Genomic DNA, 14,463 nt, shown 5'->3' on the forward strand with positions numbered 1-14,463 from the left:
CCCCTCGGCTTCTCGGCTAGGACGACTGGTCGTCGCGTTGGAAGGCCTGGACGGTGTAGGTGCCGTCGAGGACCGTCTCGTCGGGGATGTACATGCGCATGACCGGGCGGAACTCGCCGTCGGGCGCGGGCAGCCAGTTCGCCCGCTCGACGGGGTCGGCGGGTTCGGTGCGGCTAATCGTGATGGTGAGGCCGCCGTCGGCGTTGTGGACGATGCCGGGCGTGCGGTCGCCGATGGAGTAGCGGCCGATCGGGTTGTCGACCAGGTAGAAGTTCGGGACGTCGTACATGGTGACCGACCAGAACCCCTCGACCGGCGGGGGCGGGGCGAGCGTCAGACGGTAGGTGCTGGCGCCGTCCAAGGGTTTCCCGTCAGCGTCCTTATAGGTCATGATGTAAGCCGCTTCGTAGCCGTGGTTGCCCCACAGGCCGCCGAGCGCCGCCGCGGCCCGTTCGGGGATGCGAACCTTCGGGTCGGTGATCTTCCACCGGTCCTCGTTCACCGCGCCGACCTCGAAGAAGTCGAGGTTGTAGTCAAAGGCGTGGAGGGTCATCTTCCAGCCGTTGACCTCGGGGCTGCTCCCGGAGTGCTGGAGCCGTTCGAGCAGGGACTTGCCGGCCTGGTAGCCCGCTTCCAGAGCCGCCTTCACATCACCGTCGAGGCTGTCGACGCCTTCGGTGCCGGTCAATCCGAGCGGCGCGAACGAGGCTTGCAGGCCCCGGTCGCGGTCGGCGGGCGGGAACGCCTGGGACCAGGCGCGGTACCGGTCGAAGAAGTCGAGCGCGTCGCTGGTGCCGCTGCCGGCCGCGGGCAGGCCCTGTGCCTCGGCGGCGGGGCCGAGCGGGGCGAGCGTGGTCGCGGCCTGGAGGGCGTGGACGGCCGGGAGGTCCGCGGCTCCGGCGCAGGCCCACCGGCCGACGATGGACACGGTCCGGGTGGGGCAGTGGACGACAGTCGCCTCGCCGAGCACTTCCCCGTCCCATCCGGGCGGGACGAGCAGGTACCGTCCGGACTCAGTGCCGGTGCCGCGCTGGCCGATATAGGCGAAGTTGTTCGTCCAGGCGTCGACGAACTGCAGGACGTAGTAGCGCCCGGCGGTGTCGGGGACTGACAGGAGCACCGGTCCGACGCCGAGGTCGAGTTGCGCCATCGAGTAGACCGTGTCGTTGTTGATGGTCACGAACGTGTCGGCCGGAGTCGCGAGGGTCTTGGCGTGGCTGAACGAGTTGAACGGCGCGGCGGGGTTCGCGCCGACGCCGGTGGTCGTGTATCGGCCGACCTGTTCGAGGTTGAACACCAGCGGGAACCCGTACACGTACGCCTCGGTCGCCAGCTTGACCTGCTCTTCGGACACCATGATGCTGCTCCTCGTCGTCGGTGAGTCGAGCCTAGGGATCATTCGGCGCTTTCAGGACGGATCCGGGGATTCGGCCCCGCGGCTGACGAGCCAGGCATGGGCTTCGTGAACGGCTTCGGCGGTCGAGGCGCCGATGATGTCGGTGGCCGGGACCGGGTGGACCGGGCCGGACAGCCCGAGCGTTCCAGCCGCGCGCATCTGGCCGAGCAACTGGGGCGTGAGGCCGGAGAGGTAGAGCCTGCCGCCTCGGCCCGAGAGCTGGTCGGCGTAGTCGGCGATGACCCGGTAGAACGTGGCACCCAGAGAAGTGCGACCGCGCAGGCGCAGCACCACGACCGGACGGCGAGCGAGGACCGGGTCGGGCAGGCCCGCCGCGAGCGTGCGGGCTCCGGCGTACAGCAGGCTGCCGTAGACGTCGAGGACGGTGACGCCGTCTCCGGTGAGGGCCTTGGGGACCGGCTCTTCGCGCATGGTGCCGTCTTCGAGCGGCCTGAGCTGGACGATCCGCAGATCGAGTGCTTCCCGGTTGAGCTGCAGCAGGAGCGACAAGGCGACGCCGAGGCCGACAGCGGTCGTCAGCGGCAGCAGCAGTGCTCCGGCGAACGTCACCACGAGGGCCGCCCGGGAGGCGTTGCCCGTGCGCAGGATCGTGGCGATCTCGCCGGGCCGTATCGATCCGACGGCAGCGTAGAGCAGCAGTCCGGCCAGGACCGGCATCGCCACGTACCCGATCGGCACGGCGAAGACGACCAAGATCAGCACGATCCACACCCCGGAGAACACCGCGGCCCAACGGGTCCGGGCGTGCGAGGCCCGGTTGAACGCGGTCTGACCCAGCGACCCGCCGACCGGCTGGCCCTGCAGCAACCCCGCGGCGAGGTTGGCGATGCCTTGCGCGGTGAAGTCCCGGTCGGCCGAGACGGCGCGGCCGTCGGGGTTCGCCGTCGACTCACTCACCCCCGCGCCCTGGACCAGCACGATGACCGCGACCGAGACCGCGCCAGCGATCAGGTCGAACGACAGCAGCCCGAGATCGGGGAGCACGGGTACCGGCAGCCCGCGCGGGATCGCCCCGGCGTCGGCGACCGTCACGACATCAGCCCCGAACAGCGCGGCCACTGCCGTGGGCACGGCCACGGCCACCAGGGCCGCCAGCATCGACCAGCGAGTGCGTCCTATGAGCATCACCCCAAAGCGATCGCCGCCGTGCCGGTCAGCAGCGAGGGCAAATAGACCGCTGCGGGGTCGGTCAGGACCGACCAGGCCTTGCCGACCGCGTTCGCGCCTTCGACCGGGGCGCCGGTCAGGTTCCCGAGCTGGCCGAGCGCGATGTTGACCGCGACGCCGGTGAGGAATCCGATCATGACCGAATGCGAAACGAACCGGGTGTAGCGGCCCAGGCGCAGCAGCCCGGCCCCCATCATAATGAGCCCGGCGAGGACGGTGACCAGGAACAGCGATGGGAGCAGGTCGTCTTCGGCGACCCCGGAAAGCGCCGACTCGGCGGCCAGGGCCGCCGCAGTGGTCGTGGTGACCACCATGAGCGCGGTCGACGAGGTCAGCCCGCCGACGATGGTTCCGGACATCGCCGCGTAGATCCCGTGGACGGGACTGACCCCGACCACCACCGCGGCGGCCATGCCGTCGGGAACCCGCGCGACCGCGCCCGCCAGAGCCACCACAGCGTCCCTTCGGACCATCGCTGCACGAGACCTTGCCATGAATCCCCTTCGGACGGTGACTTCGGGTACGGCGAGCCTAGCCAGCGCCACCGGCCCTGTCCGGGAAGTGCTGGACGCGCCTCGAGGTCCGATGCACCGCAACGCCTGACGGCAGGACCGTCGCGACTTAGAGTGAGCTGACGACAACAGCAACGGAGAATGTCATGGGCCGACAACGGCGCGACCGCCAGCGGAGGCGGATGTGGTTCATGATCGTGACCGGCGCGGTCGTCAGCGGCGCGGCCGTGGGCGCTGGCGCCTGGCTCGGACGCGGGCGGCGCACAGCCGCGCCGAAAGACTGAGGCGGTCCCCGTGGCCGACGCATTGGCGGCGATGCTCCCCTTCGCCGTCGGCATCCTGATCTCCCCGCTCCCAGTCGCCGCCGTGATCATGCTGCTGGTCAGCGACGGCGGCACCCGCAAAGCCACCGTGTTCGAGGCGACCTGGCTGCTCGTCTCCTTCACTGTCGTCCTCGGCGTCGCCGCCCTGATCGACAAGGCGGCCCCACACACTGCCACCGGCACCCCCACCTGGGAGGCGATCGTCATGCTCGCCCTCGGGATAGTCATGCTCGCGCTCGCGCTGCTGGTCCTCGCCGCCTGGCGCCGCCAGCGCCGCACGAAAGGCGACCTGCCGATTCCGCGCTGGATGCACGCGCTCGACGGGCTCTCGGCCGCCAAGACCGCTGGGCTCGCGGCGGTCCTCATCGTCGCCAATCCCGTCAACGCCAGCATGCTGATCGCCGCGGGCATCGCACTCGGCCGCGCCCAGCTTCCGGGTGATGAAGACGCCCTGACCGCGGTCCTGTTCACCGTCATCGCGTCCCTGACCATGCTCGCGCCGTGGGCCATCACCGTCCTGTCGGGCCGCGGGGCGGGCCTCCTGCCCCGGATGCGGCACTGGCTGCTGCTGCACAACAACGCCCTGACCTTCTGGATGACCCTCGCGTTCGGACTGGTGTTCCTGGTCAAGGGCCTGCGCGCCCTCATCTGAGACGGAGTAGACGATGCTGGACTCCCTGCGCCACTACAAGAGCGCGTGGCTGCGTCCCGATCTCATCGCGGGACTCACCGTCTGGGCCGTCCTCATCCCCGAGTCCCTCGCGTACGCCGCCATCGCGGGTGTGCCGCCCGTGGTCGGCCTGTACGCGGCGGTGCCCGCGCTGATCCTCTACGCGATCTTCGGATCGTCGCGACACCTCGTGGTGGGGTCGATGGCCGCCACCGCAGCGCTCTCGGCGAGCATCGTCGCCGTCTACGCCGATGCGGGCGGTGACGACTACACGGCCGTGACGACCGCGCTCGCGATCGTGACCGGGGTCGTCGCGCTCGCCGCGGGCCTGCTGCGCTTGGGGTTCCTTGCCGGGTTCATCTCCGAGCCGGTCCTCAAAGGCTTCATCCTCGGCATGGCCCTGACGATCATCGTCGGTCAGCTCCCGAAACTCCTGGGCATTGACAAGGCCGAGGGGAACTTCTTCGAACAGGCCTGGGGCGTGGTCACGCACCTGGGCGACACGAACCCGTGGACGCTCGCCGTCGGCGCCGTCTGCCTCGCGGTGGTCCTGGCCTGCAAGCGGTGGCTGCCGCTGGTGCCCGGATCGCTAGTGGCGGTATTCCTCGGCATCGGCGCGGTCGTCGCGCTCGGTCTGGCCGATCGCGATGTCGACATCGTCGGCCACATCGACTCCGGACTCCCCGCGTTCGGGCTGCCCGACGTCCCCACGGCCACCTGGATCGACCTCATCGGACCGGCCGTCGGCGTCATGCTCATCGGCTTCGCCGAAGGCCTCGGCGCGGGCAAGGCCTACGCCGACAAGAACGGCTACCGGATCAACCCGAACCGGGAACTCATCGGCCTCGGCGCCGCCAACCTCGGCTCCGGCCTCTCCTCCGGCATGGTCGTCAACGGCAGCCTCTCCAAGACCGCCGTCAACGGGGGCGCAGGCGCCCGCACCCAGCTCTCCGGCCTCACCGTCGCCGCCCTGACCGTCGTGACCCTACTGTTCCTCACCGCCCTGTTCGAGCAGCTCCCCGAGGCCGCGCTGGCGGCCGTCGTGATCGCGGCCCTCATCGAACTGGTCGACTTCAGGCTGCTCAAGCGGTACTGGAAAGCCTCGCTCGCTCCGCGCGGTACCCCGGCATCGCTCGCGGCCCGGCCGGACTTCACCGCCGCCGTCGCCGCGATGCTCGGCGTCCTCATCTTCGACACCCTGCCGGGCCTGGTCATCGGCATGGCACTGTCGCTGCTGCTGCTCATCTACCGGGCTTCGCGTCCGCACCTGACCCGCTTGGGCCACAAGCCGGACGGGACCTGGGTCGACCTGGCCCGCCACGACGACGCCATGGAGATCGAGGGCGTCGCGGTCGTCCGCTGCGACGGCGGCCTGTTCTTCGCCAACACCGACCATGTCCGATCCGAACTCATCATCGCAGCCGAAGGGACGCAGGCCCTGGTATTGGACGGAGAGTCGATGCCCGCCGTCGACCTCTCCGGCGCGAAGATGCTGGCCGAACTCGACCGGCGCCTGGCCGCCGACAGCATCGACTTCTACCTCGCCCACGACATCGGACAAGTCCGCGACATCCTGCGTCGGGCCGAGACGGACCTACAACGCGTCTACCCCACGGTCGAAGCGGCCGTCCAGGCCGCCCGCGCGGCCCGACCGACCACGTGAGCGCAGCAGGTTTCGGAGCTTCTCCCCTTCACCCGCTTCGGCAATCCGTCGCGAACGTGACCCATCGGACATATCGTGATCGCACCGACTGAAACGAGGGACCGATATGGACAGTGACGGGCAACGCGCGGCCTGGGCGATCGGCGGTCTCATACTCGCCGCGGCTGTCATGGTCGTGCTCGGCTGCTGGCAGATCATCGCCGGGATCTTCGCCGTCGCCGGGGACGGCTTCTACACCACCGTGACCGGCTACGTGCTCGATCTCGACGTCGACGCCTGGGGCTGGGTGCACATCGTCCTCGGCGCCCTTACCCTCGCTGCCGGGCTCGCACTGTTCTCCGGGGCCACCTGGGCCCGCGCCATCGGGATCGTCCTCGCCTGCCTGGTGATGCTCAACAACTTCCTCTTCCTGCCGTTCTACCCGTTCTGGTCGATCATGATCTGCGCCTTGGCCGCCTTCGGCATCTGGGCGATGGCGACCGCTCCCGGCCGCGGCCCGACCCGCACCTACTGACCGGCCGATCCCAGCCCGGCCCAACCACCAGGAAGGCGGCCCCCATGCTCGGCCAGATACTCGGCGACGTGCTGACTCCCGCGATCGGCATAGCCTTGAGCCCGATCCCGATCATCGCCGCGATCCTCATGCTCCTGTCCCCGCGGGCAGGTAGAACGGCACCGGCGTTCGCCGCCGGATGGCTCGGCGGGATCCTCCTCGTCGCGCTCCTGGTCATGCTGTTCGTGCCCGCTTCAGCCGCCGCCGGACAAGGCGGGGGCGGCACCGCCGTCGGCATCGTCAAACTCGTCCTCGGCGCGCTGTTCCTGCTCATGGCGCTCGGCCAATGGCGCAAGCGCCCCAAGCCCGGTGAGACGCCCGAACTGCCGAAGTGGATGGCCGGCATCGACAGCATGGGCCCGCTCGCGGCGGTCGGGATCGGCGCCGGACTCTCGGCCCTGAACCCCAAGAACCTGCCCCTCGCCCTCGCCGCAGGCCTGTCCCTGACCGGACTCTCCGGGGGTGAGTCCGCCCTCGGCCTTGCCGTGTTCGTGCTCCTGGCCGGATCCAGCGTCCTGGCGCCCGTCGTCGTCTACCTGCTCTTCAGCGCCCGGATGCAGCGCCCGCTGTCGAGGCTCAAAGACTGGCTCACCGCCAACAACGCCACCGTCATGTTCATCGTCCTGCTCGTCCTCGGCACCACCCTGATCGGCAAAGGCCTCGCCAGTCTCTAACCGCATGGCGACCTGCTGGGATTCGAACCCACACGCCTCGCAGAGTCCGCTCAACACCAGAACGAAGACTTCCTCCTCCCCCACCCATCCTCGACAGTGCAGCGCTTTCGCAAGCCAGATGAGGACTCCGACGATGCGGTGGGCGTCGTTGCCCCGCGTCGTTCGCCGATCACTCTGATAGTGCGGTCACAACCTGTCATCGCCCGACGTAGCCCCGGTGTCCTTGCACGTGGCGAAAGTGCCGTGCCGATCCTCAGCCCGCCACCAGGCGGTAGAGGCTTCGGCGGCTGATCCCGTACTCGGCGGCCAGCGCTTTCTTGCAAGCTCCTGCGCGTACTGCGGCCAGTAGTCGCTGGTAGTCATCCGGGTCGAGGCGGTCGCGGATCGCGCGAGGTTCGCCGTTTCGGGAGGCAGCGGCGAGCCCAGAGACTTGCAAACCCGGCTGGTGCCGTTCCGGGAACCCGGCGGCCGAAATGACGTCCCGTACGCAGGCCAGTAGGCGTGTGACCTGCGGTGATGAGTTGTAGTAAGCGGTGCTAAGGTCCACATCATATTCATATTCATATACATGAATATGATTCAGATTCATTGCGTTGCAACACATCTCACCCGATGCCTGATCAGGCCACAAGGTCTTGGAGGCGTTGTGTCGAGTCGCCACGATTCAGCCGGAGCTCGGTCTCACCTCCGTGACCGGACGATCGACCGTTTCCGCTGCCACCGCGAGCGCCACCGCATAGGCCCAATCTGTTCGGTGCCGTGCATGATAGGCGTCCCACTCGGAGTTTCCACGGTTGGCGAGGACGAGGATCTGGTCGACGTGGTCGGTCGTGCCGCTAGGTATGTCGATCTTGGTCGCCATCTCCAGGAAGCGGCGCCAGCGGTTCCGGAGCTGGCCGCTCGGGTACGGCGGGATGACGAGGAGAGTGCGGGGCAGCGCTGAACGGTCGGCGATTTGCTCGAGCTCCCAGCTCAGGCCTTTGGTGACGGCGCCGGGTGCCGCCGCGACGACTATCATCGCGCTGCTGTCGAGGCGGGAGCCGACGGTAGCTTGCCACGCGTCGTGAGCTAGTGATTCGCGCGCTGCCCCAAGCGGTGCCTGCTTAGAATTCGGGTTGTTCACCGCGATGACCGGGCCGTAGGTGGACAGGTACCGGACAAGGATCTCCTCGAAGCGTTCGAACTGATGGCCCCCAAGTTTGTCCATTATCGACTTCCTGGTGAGCGGGCTCGTTCGTATGGTCACTTCGTCGTCAGAGAAGTTCCGAAGGAAAATGATCGGCGCACGGTTGTCTGCCTCGAGTTTCTGCGTAGTGTCCAGAAGGCTCTGACGTCGCGCATAGCGGTACAGAGCTCCGCTTATAGTGAGAAGCATCAGCGCCACCGCGAGCGTGTCGATGATTAGCAATGGAACCGGTATGAGCCGCCAAGCGAACGGTTCATCGGCGAGGACCACCGGATGCCAGCGTCCGTTCGCCGTAACCTCGTCGGTCGCGCTCAGCGCCAGCAGGATTGCCGGAACGAGCAGCGCTACGAGGCCCAGGACGAAGGTCACGCTCGAAAGGAACACTCCGATGCCGGCCCGGCCCTGGTTCCTATGGGTGCGCACCTGCGGCTCTGCATGCCGGCCCCAGATCTGGTTGGTGCCTGGCGCATGCCGCCGTCCGAGGGTGTAGACGACAGGAAGGAGTCCGAGGACCGCCGCCGAGACAGCGGTGGGGAGCGGAAGTGCTTGACTCAGCCCCACCAGTACCAGCATCGTCCAGAATCGCATTCGCGCGCGCCGGGCGAGACGGGTCGACCGTTCCGACACGTCCAACCACCGTACTCCGGGGATCCCGGCTGGGACGCCTGAAGCCGCCCGTACGCCGCGGCAGCGTTCACGTAGCCATCCGAGGAGGTTCAAGGTGGCATAGAGCGTGATGAAGATGAACGCGAGGTTCCAGCCCGTTCGCAACAGCAAGGTCGCTTGAACTGGTGGATGGATAGCGGGCCCCGGGGCGCCAACGAGATGCTCCCACTGCAGTTCGGCGACGGCCAGGGCAAGCGCGGTGTCCTCTGCGAGATGCGCTTGATCGGACATCATTGTCGACTGAAGAACGTAGTTGCCGCGTCGCGCGACCACCACTACTAGCGGCTGCGTCACTTCGTCCGACGGCCGACTGACGACGATCTGGGATCCGAACGGGATATCGTCCGTCGGGATGATCTCCGCGTCGAGTTGACGGGCGTCATCGAGGATGAGGGCCTGTTGATACGCCGCCCACTCGAAGGAGGCGCAGCGCCGGATCCGGAGCACGACTAGACGCTCATCGGCGGTTGTCCATCCTTGGAACACTTGCTCGCAGCTGTGATCGTCGCCCGGCACGCCCTCCACACTCGGCGGGAACTGCTGATCTGCCAGCTGCAGGTCCAGGTGCGGTTCCATTGTCGGAAGCAGCAGGGCGGCGGGTTCTGGACCGGTGGTCCGCTCGATCGGAGGAGCCGACCCTGCGGTCACCGCGGTGACGGCGGCGAGCGCTAGCACGGTCACTCCCAGTAGCGACAGGGCGATGCGACGAGGGGTCACTTGAAACCATCCGTAGAGGGTTTCAGGCATCATCATCCGCCTTCCTTGACATCAGGTAACGGAGCGGAGGCACTATGTACGACCAGTCGTAGCCGCGATACTGAGATGCTGGTAGCAGACATCGTCATTGCGTCTCCTGTCCGTCCGGAGCTTCGATCTCGCGGCCCAGGTATTGCTGCAGGGCGGATTCGATGACGGGAAGATACCGCCACACCTGTTCGCGGTCGCTTTCCTTCTCCTGCTCGGAAAGCTCGGCGAAGGGGGTCGACAGCTGAGTGGTCCAGCGGGCCGCGAGATCCGGTGGGATCGTCAGGGATCCGTCATCGCCTTTTTCGCATCTCGAGTGGAGATACCGCTGCCAATGTGACCAGCGCTCATGCTCGATCGCCGCAAGTGATTCCAACAGGGCGGCGGTTCTCAGCGCGGAAACGATCTCAGCACGCGATGCAGACATGCTAGATGAGTCCTTCCTTGACAAGGCTCCAGTAATGCTGCCCCAGGGAAGTGAGCTGACAGGACTGACTTTCCATGGCGGCGTGCCACATGTGGGGCGCATTCACGGGCCGGACCAGGTTTACCCTCACATACTTCTGCAGCCTCCTGAACACGACGGTATTCACAGGATCAGGAGGTAGCACGGCTGGATCCGCGGCGAACCCGGATGGTCGCTCGGGCTCGTAAGAGGGATCAAGGCGGAGGTCATGGTCGGGAGTCGGAAAGTGCGTCGTCAAGGCACGGAGGTCCTCGAGGGCGATGGGCGGATCAGTCTTCCGAAGCGACACGAACGTCTTCACGTTGGTCTTGAAGACCGGGCGCTGGGCCCAGGGTCCGAGGGACTGGTCAATATGGGCGTACACACTGCCGGGGGTGATCTCCCCGACCAGGTTCGATGCGGCTCCGTTGAGCGCATCGACGAGCAGGCTGGTGAAGACGCCTGCACCTCCACCGGGTGTTTCCATCGCATACTGATTCTCAGTGGAAGCAGTCAGAATGGTGACGCCGCTGGAAATCTCCGCGAGTCCTGTCACCAATGCACTGTTCCCCGCGACACCACCATGGCAGCTGTCGAGGATGATGACCTTGTTTCTCGCTGTCGACTTGTTTACCAACGACATGATGTCGGCGAGGGAAAGCCCGTCGTCTCCGGTCTCACACTCGCTCGTGCAGAGGAATCCGCCGGTGTCTTCAATGTAGCCGTGGCCTGCGAAGTAGAGCAATGCGATCTCGGCGTCATCAGAGAAGAGCTGCCTGACCGCCTCTTTCAAATCCTTCTTTAGTACGCGCCGAGCAGCGCTCGTGCCTGTGAGGAGTTGAGGGGCCTTGAAGTTGAGTGTGCCATCCGCGTGCCGTTCGAGCACTGCTTTCACTGCATGCGCGTCGTTGACGCAACCGCTCAGCGAGCGAATATGGTCATAATGGTCGATTCCGACGATGAGAGCTTTTCTCATGGGACTCAGATGGAATCGATGAAACTACTGATATTGACATCACTCCAGGCGTAAGTCGGAACGCCGTCGATCTGCGTCCGGTCCCCCTGGTAGGCCCAAATCCCCCGGATCGGCCTCGACTCCTCCTTCGCGCAGGCGATTTCCCATTTCTGACCGCTGGAACTCAGGGAGTTCTTGCTCACGAGAACGATGACTCCATGCGATCGCTTGATCCTGGTTCGGACATGCTGCTTCCAGTCACTGTCGTAGGGCTCCTTGACCGACATGTCAACGAATTCGAAGGGCGCGCGAGGATGAAGCGACTGACCTTTCAAGAAGTCCCGTTGGCGCTCGTCTTCAATGGAAAACGCTACAAAAACAACCTTTTTATCCGACATTTGGCCCTTCCCGAATTAGTCTGAATTTTCCCGTCTTCAGCTCTTGCGTCACGACCCCGAGCAGCACGGATTCACTCCCGTCTGCCGACGGTTACGGGCCGTAAATTCATCCTACTGCGCGGTTGCCGCCGTGGGTAGCCACCAATTGGGCGACTTTCCGACGTGCCCCTGCAAGCCAATGCAACTGGTGTTGCCAATGGCAATGAAGCGTATGATAAGGAGTGATTTGCCCGCCCTCGGTATTAGAAAATGCGAGGGCGCATGTATACGCAACCTTGACTGGATCGGGATTCGTAGGTAGCATCGATACCTCGCAATCATGTCGGAGCGGTAGTAGCAATGCGTCTATCCGGCGAAGGGAATCCTGAATCGTGTCCCAGTCCTCAACTGACATCACTTTCGCGCTCACTGACACCGCCGGAAAGCAATATGACACGATTATTCCGGGCGGGCTTGCGGAACTTGGTCCGAACGGACTGCTCCTTAGTTTCGTCGTGCTGAGCCCAGACAATCTTTTCGGGGAGACTTTCGTGCTCAGAGAGCGCTCCAGTAGACCTGAGGACGTCGCCCGGAAGATCGCAGCGATGGCCGGGCCTTCCTTGTTGACCTTGCTAGAATGCCAGGTGTACACTAAAGCGACCGATGAAAAGGTGCACCCGATAATGAGGCTCGCCCTCAACGATCTCAATGCCCCACTCGTGCGCTGGGCGGTTGAGAACCTGCCACGCCTGTCGAAGGACCAGCTCGGGTATTACGATGTCAAGGGTCGCCTCCGTTTCAAAGAACTCATTTACGTCTCATGACTGAACCGCGCGCACTTCGTATCTTTATCTCCTACACCGAATCCGATCTGGAGTGGGCGAAGTGGGTAGGTTCGAGGATACGAGACTCCGGTCATCAACCGATGATGCAGGATTGGGATTCGCCACCTGGGGCAAACTTCGTACTTTGGGTGAACGAGCAGTTGGAGCAAGCTGACATCATTATGCCGTTGTTCTCCAACAACTATTTCGAGTCCGAATGGTGCACGATCGAGTGGACCAACGCAATGAGCGCAGGCAAGTACATGATCCCGCTCAAGATCGGCCCTTGCGATCCTCCAGCCGTCTTGAGTAGCACCACGTACCTGGACGTGACAGGGCGATCGGAGAGGAGTATCAATCGTCTGCTCACCACAGGGCTCGGCTCGCCAGCGACGAAAAAGCGGCAACGGCTCGAGCAGGAGAGCCCGGAGCTGCGGTCGAAGCGGCTCGTCAAGTCCTGGAAACGCGCCGCCCTGGCCGCCACAGTACTCAGCGCGGTCGGAACCGGCGCGGGCTTCGATCCAGGCGACAGCGGTGGCAGCGACGCATTGGCCACCGATCTATTCTCCTGAACAACTGCCCGGATCGAAGTCTCCTTGTCGCGCGCAGCCTGATCGCTATGAGCTGGTGGTTGCTGGAGGATTCGGTAGTTGACTGCCGCAGGCGATGTCGTTCATCCCCCGGTATTCGGTTTGCGGCCAGTCCGAGCTTGGGGGAGGCTGTCGCGGCGATTGATGTTGAGACTTTGGCCGGCTGCCTACTGATCACCTGCACGCCCGAAGCGGACAAGACCACAGTGACGCAGCTGGTGGCCGAGCGGCTGCCGGGCGCGGACCGGCTGGACGCGGACGTGTTCGGCAGGATGCTCGTCAGCGGCTGGGCGAACATGCCCGACCAGGACGGCAAATCGATCACCTCGGCGACCTAAGACGTCACAGTGCTGTACGAGTCCAGGGGAACAAAGGATCACCGCTATTCTGTTGTCGAGTCGGAGAAATCGAGGAAGAAGGTCAGCGTTGACGGACCAAGAACGACGGAAATATCAGGTTGTCGCGAAAACCAACGACTTGGGTTGCCGCACAGCGGGTGGCGTGCGCGCGATGAGCAGTGGGGATGATGACGAGAAGCGGGGCTCCAAGCCGATACGGCCTGGTCTGCCGCGAAAGCCCCCACCAGCTCCAGAGACTCCAAAGCCTCAAATCCCAGGTCCCAAGAAGAAAGAGCTGGACAGGCGGTCGCCAGCCTCCTAACTCCTTCTCGAAGTACTGGACGTACATCTCAACAATAGCTCCTCGCCCGAACGATGCATACTCGCTGGGAAGCTCAACCCACTCCGCTTCCTCACTCGCGCGCCGTAGGATTGGTTGCCGGAGAATGATGTCACGATCTGGGATGTCATGGGAGTCGGGGTTGAAAGTGTCGACGTACCCCTGGACCTGCGTGCCGCTGTCGAGTACGAGGAGGACAAGGGTGAGCACTGAACGCCGGTCTTGGGACTTGAACCATGTCCAGAACTTCCACCACGAAATCGTGGTGCCGTTGTAATTCTTGAGGATCGCCTCCGGCGAGTGATGAAAGAGCCGCCACCAGACCGAGGTGATTGATGGGTGCACGTCCTCTCGATCCTCGATCCTGAACGCGGGCGGAGTAAGCCAATCAAGAATCCTGTTGAGGACGCGTCGGGCATGGGGAAGGCTCGCGAGATAGGCCAGGCAGCTTGCAAGGAAGAGCCCGATTAGGTAGAAACTCAACAGCCGGACAGGGTCTTCCTTCCAGTAGGAGGCGGTGTCAGTAAGTAGCTTCCGCTCGTTCAGCCGCGGAATCCAAAACCAAGAGAGCCCGATCAGGACTGTCAGCTCCGACATGACGCTCACGAAGACGACATTTGCGGCTTGCCGGAAGCCGTCCAACTTCCGCTCTGGCCCGTGCCGTTCCCGACCAACCATATAGAGGAAGCCAGGCACGAGTAGAGCTAGGTAGTAGACGACGCCAAGGAAATTGGTGGGCACCGCTTGCCTCCATGAAGGACCGGGGACGTTCAGACAACCATAAGTCCTGAGTCGTCCTCGAGGCGGATCGGCGCTCAGGGCCGCCTCGGAAGCGCAGTGTCGAGGGCGAGGAGGCGAGCGATCATCACGTCGGTCTGCTTTCCCGACTTGCCTCAGCTCGGCTTTACAGGTCGCAGCCGGTCCGGGTCGTCCCTCGGCGATCGCTTCGAGGGAGTCGGCGTGCCTGCGAACGATCAGGTTGTCGTCGTGGCGGAGGTCTCCCTGACAGAGCAAATAGT

Annotated in this window: 15 protein-coding genes and 1 pseudogene; 7 read left to right on the plus strand and 9 right to left on the minus strand. The window is 64.8% G+C overall.

The genetic code is table 11. The annotated features are described in order from the left end of the window. Window positions 1-16: 16 nt before the first annotated feature. The 3 genes and pseudogenes from E9998_RS09495 to E9998_RS26725 all read right to left on the minus strand — a co-directional run bounded on the left by E9998_RS09495 (window position 17) and on the right by E9998_RS26725 (window position 3,057). Entirely contained in the window at window positions 17-1,357 is a 1,341-nt protein-coding gene (locus E9998_RS09495) for a DUF1254 domain-containing protein (protein ID WP_136529471.1), read from the minus strand. Window positions 1,358-2,053: 696 nt separating this feature from the next. Continuing rightward, window positions 2,054-2,542 (minus strand): annotated as a pseudogene (locus E9998_RS27045) (SulP family inorganic anion transporter); the annotation flags it as partial. Further along, window positions 2,542-3,057 (minus strand): SulP family inorganic anion transporter, encoded by a 516-nt coding sequence (locus E9998_RS26725; protein ID WP_158299756.1) that lies wholly within the window; start codon window positions 3,055-3,057, stop codon window positions 2,542-2,544. The gene E9998_RS26725 and the pseudogene E9998_RS27045, both read right to left, overlap by 1 nt. Before the next feature lie 333 nt (window positions 3,058-3,390). Between E9998_RS26725 and E9998_RS09510 the strand changes: the two genes are divergently transcribed. The 4 genes from E9998_RS09510 to E9998_RS09525 all read left to right on the plus strand — a co-directional run bounded on the left by E9998_RS09510 (window position 3,391) and on the right by E9998_RS09525 (window position 6,979). Then, window positions 3,391-4,071 carry a GAP family protein gene (locus E9998_RS09510; protein WP_136529474.1) on the plus strand — a complete coding sequence of 227 codons (681 nt, stop codon included), beginning with the start codon at window positions 3,391-3,393 and terminating at the stop codon, window positions 4,069-4,071. Between the two features lie 13 nt (window positions 4,072-4,084). Beyond that, complete coding sequence (locus E9998_RS09515; RefSeq protein ID WP_136529475.1) at window positions 4,085-5,752, plus strand: SulP family inorganic anion transporter; 1,668 nt, start codon at window positions 4,085-4,087, stop codon at window positions 5,750-5,752. 106 nt (window positions 5,753-5,858) lie between these two features. Continuing rightward, window positions 5,859-6,266: a DUF7144 family membrane protein gene (locus tag E9998_RS09520; protein ID WP_136529476.1), complete on the plus strand. Its 408-nt coding sequence runs from the start codon at window positions 5,859-5,861 to the stop codon at window positions 6,264-6,266. Between the two features lie 44 nt (window positions 6,267-6,310). Beyond that, window positions 6,311-6,979, plus strand: a complete 669-nt coding sequence (locus E9998_RS09525; protein WP_136529477.1) for a GAP family protein — start codon at window positions 6,311-6,313, stop codon at window positions 6,977-6,979. 253 nt (window positions 6,980-7,232) lie between these two features. Here E9998_RS09525 and E9998_RS09530 read toward each other — a convergent pair whose 3' ends face one another. The 5 genes from E9998_RS09530 to E9998_RS09550 all read right to left on the minus strand — a co-directional run bounded on the left by E9998_RS09530 (window position 7,233) and on the right by E9998_RS09550 (window position 11,373). After that, window positions 7,233-7,568 carry a helix-turn-helix domain-containing protein gene (locus E9998_RS09530; protein WP_136529478.1) on the minus strand — a complete coding sequence of 112 codons (336 nt, stop codon included), beginning with the start codon at window positions 7,566-7,568 and terminating at the stop codon, window positions 7,233-7,235. A gap of 75 nt (window positions 7,569-7,643) precedes the next feature. Continuing rightward, a complete protein-coding gene (locus E9998_RS09535; RefSeq protein WP_136529479.1) occupies window positions 7,644-9,584 on the minus strand; it encodes a hypothetical protein in 1,941 nt (646 codons plus the stop codon). An 88-nt stretch (window positions 9,585-9,672) separates the two neighbouring features. Then, window positions 9,673-10,002, minus strand: coding sequence for a hypothetical protein (locus E9998_RS09540; RefSeq protein WP_136529480.1), 330 nt, complete (start codon window positions 10,000-10,002; stop codon window positions 9,673-9,675). A 1-nt stretch (window position 10,003) separates the two neighbouring features. Further along, a complete protein-coding gene (locus E9998_RS09545) occupies window positions 10,004-10,996 on the minus strand; it encodes a caspase family protein (protein ID WP_136529481.1) in 993 nt (330 codons plus the stop codon). A gap of 5 nt (window positions 10,997-11,001) precedes the next feature. Further along, complete coding sequence (locus E9998_RS09550; protein ID WP_136529482.1) at window positions 11,002-11,373, minus strand: TIR domain-containing protein; 372 nt, start codon at window positions 11,371-11,373, stop codon at window positions 11,002-11,004. A gap of 371 nt (window positions 11,374-11,744) precedes the next feature. Between E9998_RS09550 and E9998_RS09555 the strand changes: the two genes are divergently transcribed. The 3 genes from E9998_RS09555 (at window position 11,745) to E9998_RS09565 (ending at window position 13,104) form a co-directional block, all read left to right on the plus strand. Beyond that, complete coding sequence (locus E9998_RS09555; protein ID WP_136529483.1) at window positions 11,745-12,176, plus strand: hypothetical protein; 432 nt, start codon at window positions 11,745-11,747, stop codon at window positions 12,174-12,176. Next, window positions 12,173-12,748 (plus strand): toll/interleukin-1 receptor domain-containing protein, encoded by a 576-nt coding sequence (locus E9998_RS09560; protein ID WP_136529484.1) that lies wholly within the window; start codon window positions 12,173-12,175, stop codon window positions 12,746-12,748. The genes E9998_RS09555 and E9998_RS09560 overlap by 4 nt, the downstream gene beginning before the upstream one ends. A 173-nt stretch (window positions 12,749-12,921) precedes the next feature. Next, on the plus strand, window positions 12,922-13,104 hold the full coding sequence (locus tag E9998_RS09565) for a hypothetical protein (protein WP_136529485.1): 183 nt from the start codon (window positions 12,922-12,924) through the stop codon (window positions 13,102-13,104). Between the two features lie 82 nt (window positions 13,105-13,186). Here the strand turns inward: E9998_RS09565 and E9998_RS09570 are convergent, their stop codons facing one another. Beyond that, complete coding sequence (locus tag E9998_RS09570; protein ID WP_136529486.1) at window positions 13,187-14,185, minus strand: DUF6338 family protein; 999 nt, start codon at window positions 14,183-14,185, stop codon at window positions 13,187-13,189. Window positions 14,186-14,463 lie beyond the last annotated feature (278 nt).

It is taken from the genome of Glycomyces paridis (assembly GCF_004912155.1).
Lineage (GTDB): Bacteria > Actinomycetota > Actinomycetes > Mycobacteriales > Micromonosporaceae > Glycomyces > Glycomyces paridis.

Bases quoted from the DNA above. Each gene is read 5' to 3' on its own strand.
- E9998_RS09550 (WP_136529482.1), bottom strand. From the start codon at position 11,373: ATGTCGGATAAAAAGGTTGTTTTTGTAGCGTTTTCCATTGAAGACGAG.
- E9998_RS09525 (WP_136529477.1), top strand. From the start codon at position 6,311: ATGCTCGGCCAGATACTCGGCGACGTGCTGACTCCCGCGATCGGCATA.
- E9998_RS09530 (WP_136529478.1), bottom strand. From the start codon at position 7,568: ATGAATCTGAATCATATTCATGTATATGAATATGAATATGATGTGGAC.
- E9998_RS09520 (WP_136529476.1), top strand. From the start codon at position 5,859: ATGGACAGTGACGGGCAACGCGCGGCCTGGGCGATCGGCGGTCTCATA.
- E9998_RS09560 (WP_136529484.1), top strand. From the start codon at position 12,173: ATGACTGAACCGCGCGCACTTCGTATCTTTATCTCCTACACCGAATCC.
- E9998_RS26725 (WP_158299756.1), bottom strand. From the start codon at position 3,057: ATGGTCCGAAGGGACGCTGTGGTGGCTCTGGCGGGCGCGGTCGCGCGG.
- E9998_RS09495 (WP_136529471.1), bottom strand. From the start codon at position 1,357: ATGGTGTCCGAAGAGCAGGTCAAGCTGGCGACCGAGGCGTACGTGTAC.
- E9998_RS09535 (WP_136529479.1), bottom strand. From the start codon at position 9,584: ATGATGATGCCTGAAACCCTCTACGGATGGTTTCAAGTGACCCCTCGT.
- E9998_RS09540 (WP_136529480.1), bottom strand. From the start codon at position 10,002: ATGTCTGCATCGCGTGCTGAGATCGTTTCCGCGCTGAGAACCGCCGCC.
- E9998_RS09545 (WP_136529481.1), bottom strand. From the start codon at position 10,996: ATGAGAAAAGCTCTCATCGTCGGAATCGACCATTATGACCATATTCGC.
- E9998_RS09515 (WP_136529475.1), top strand. From the start codon at position 4,085: ATGCTGGACTCCCTGCGCCACTACAAGAGCGCGTGGCTGCGTCCCGAT.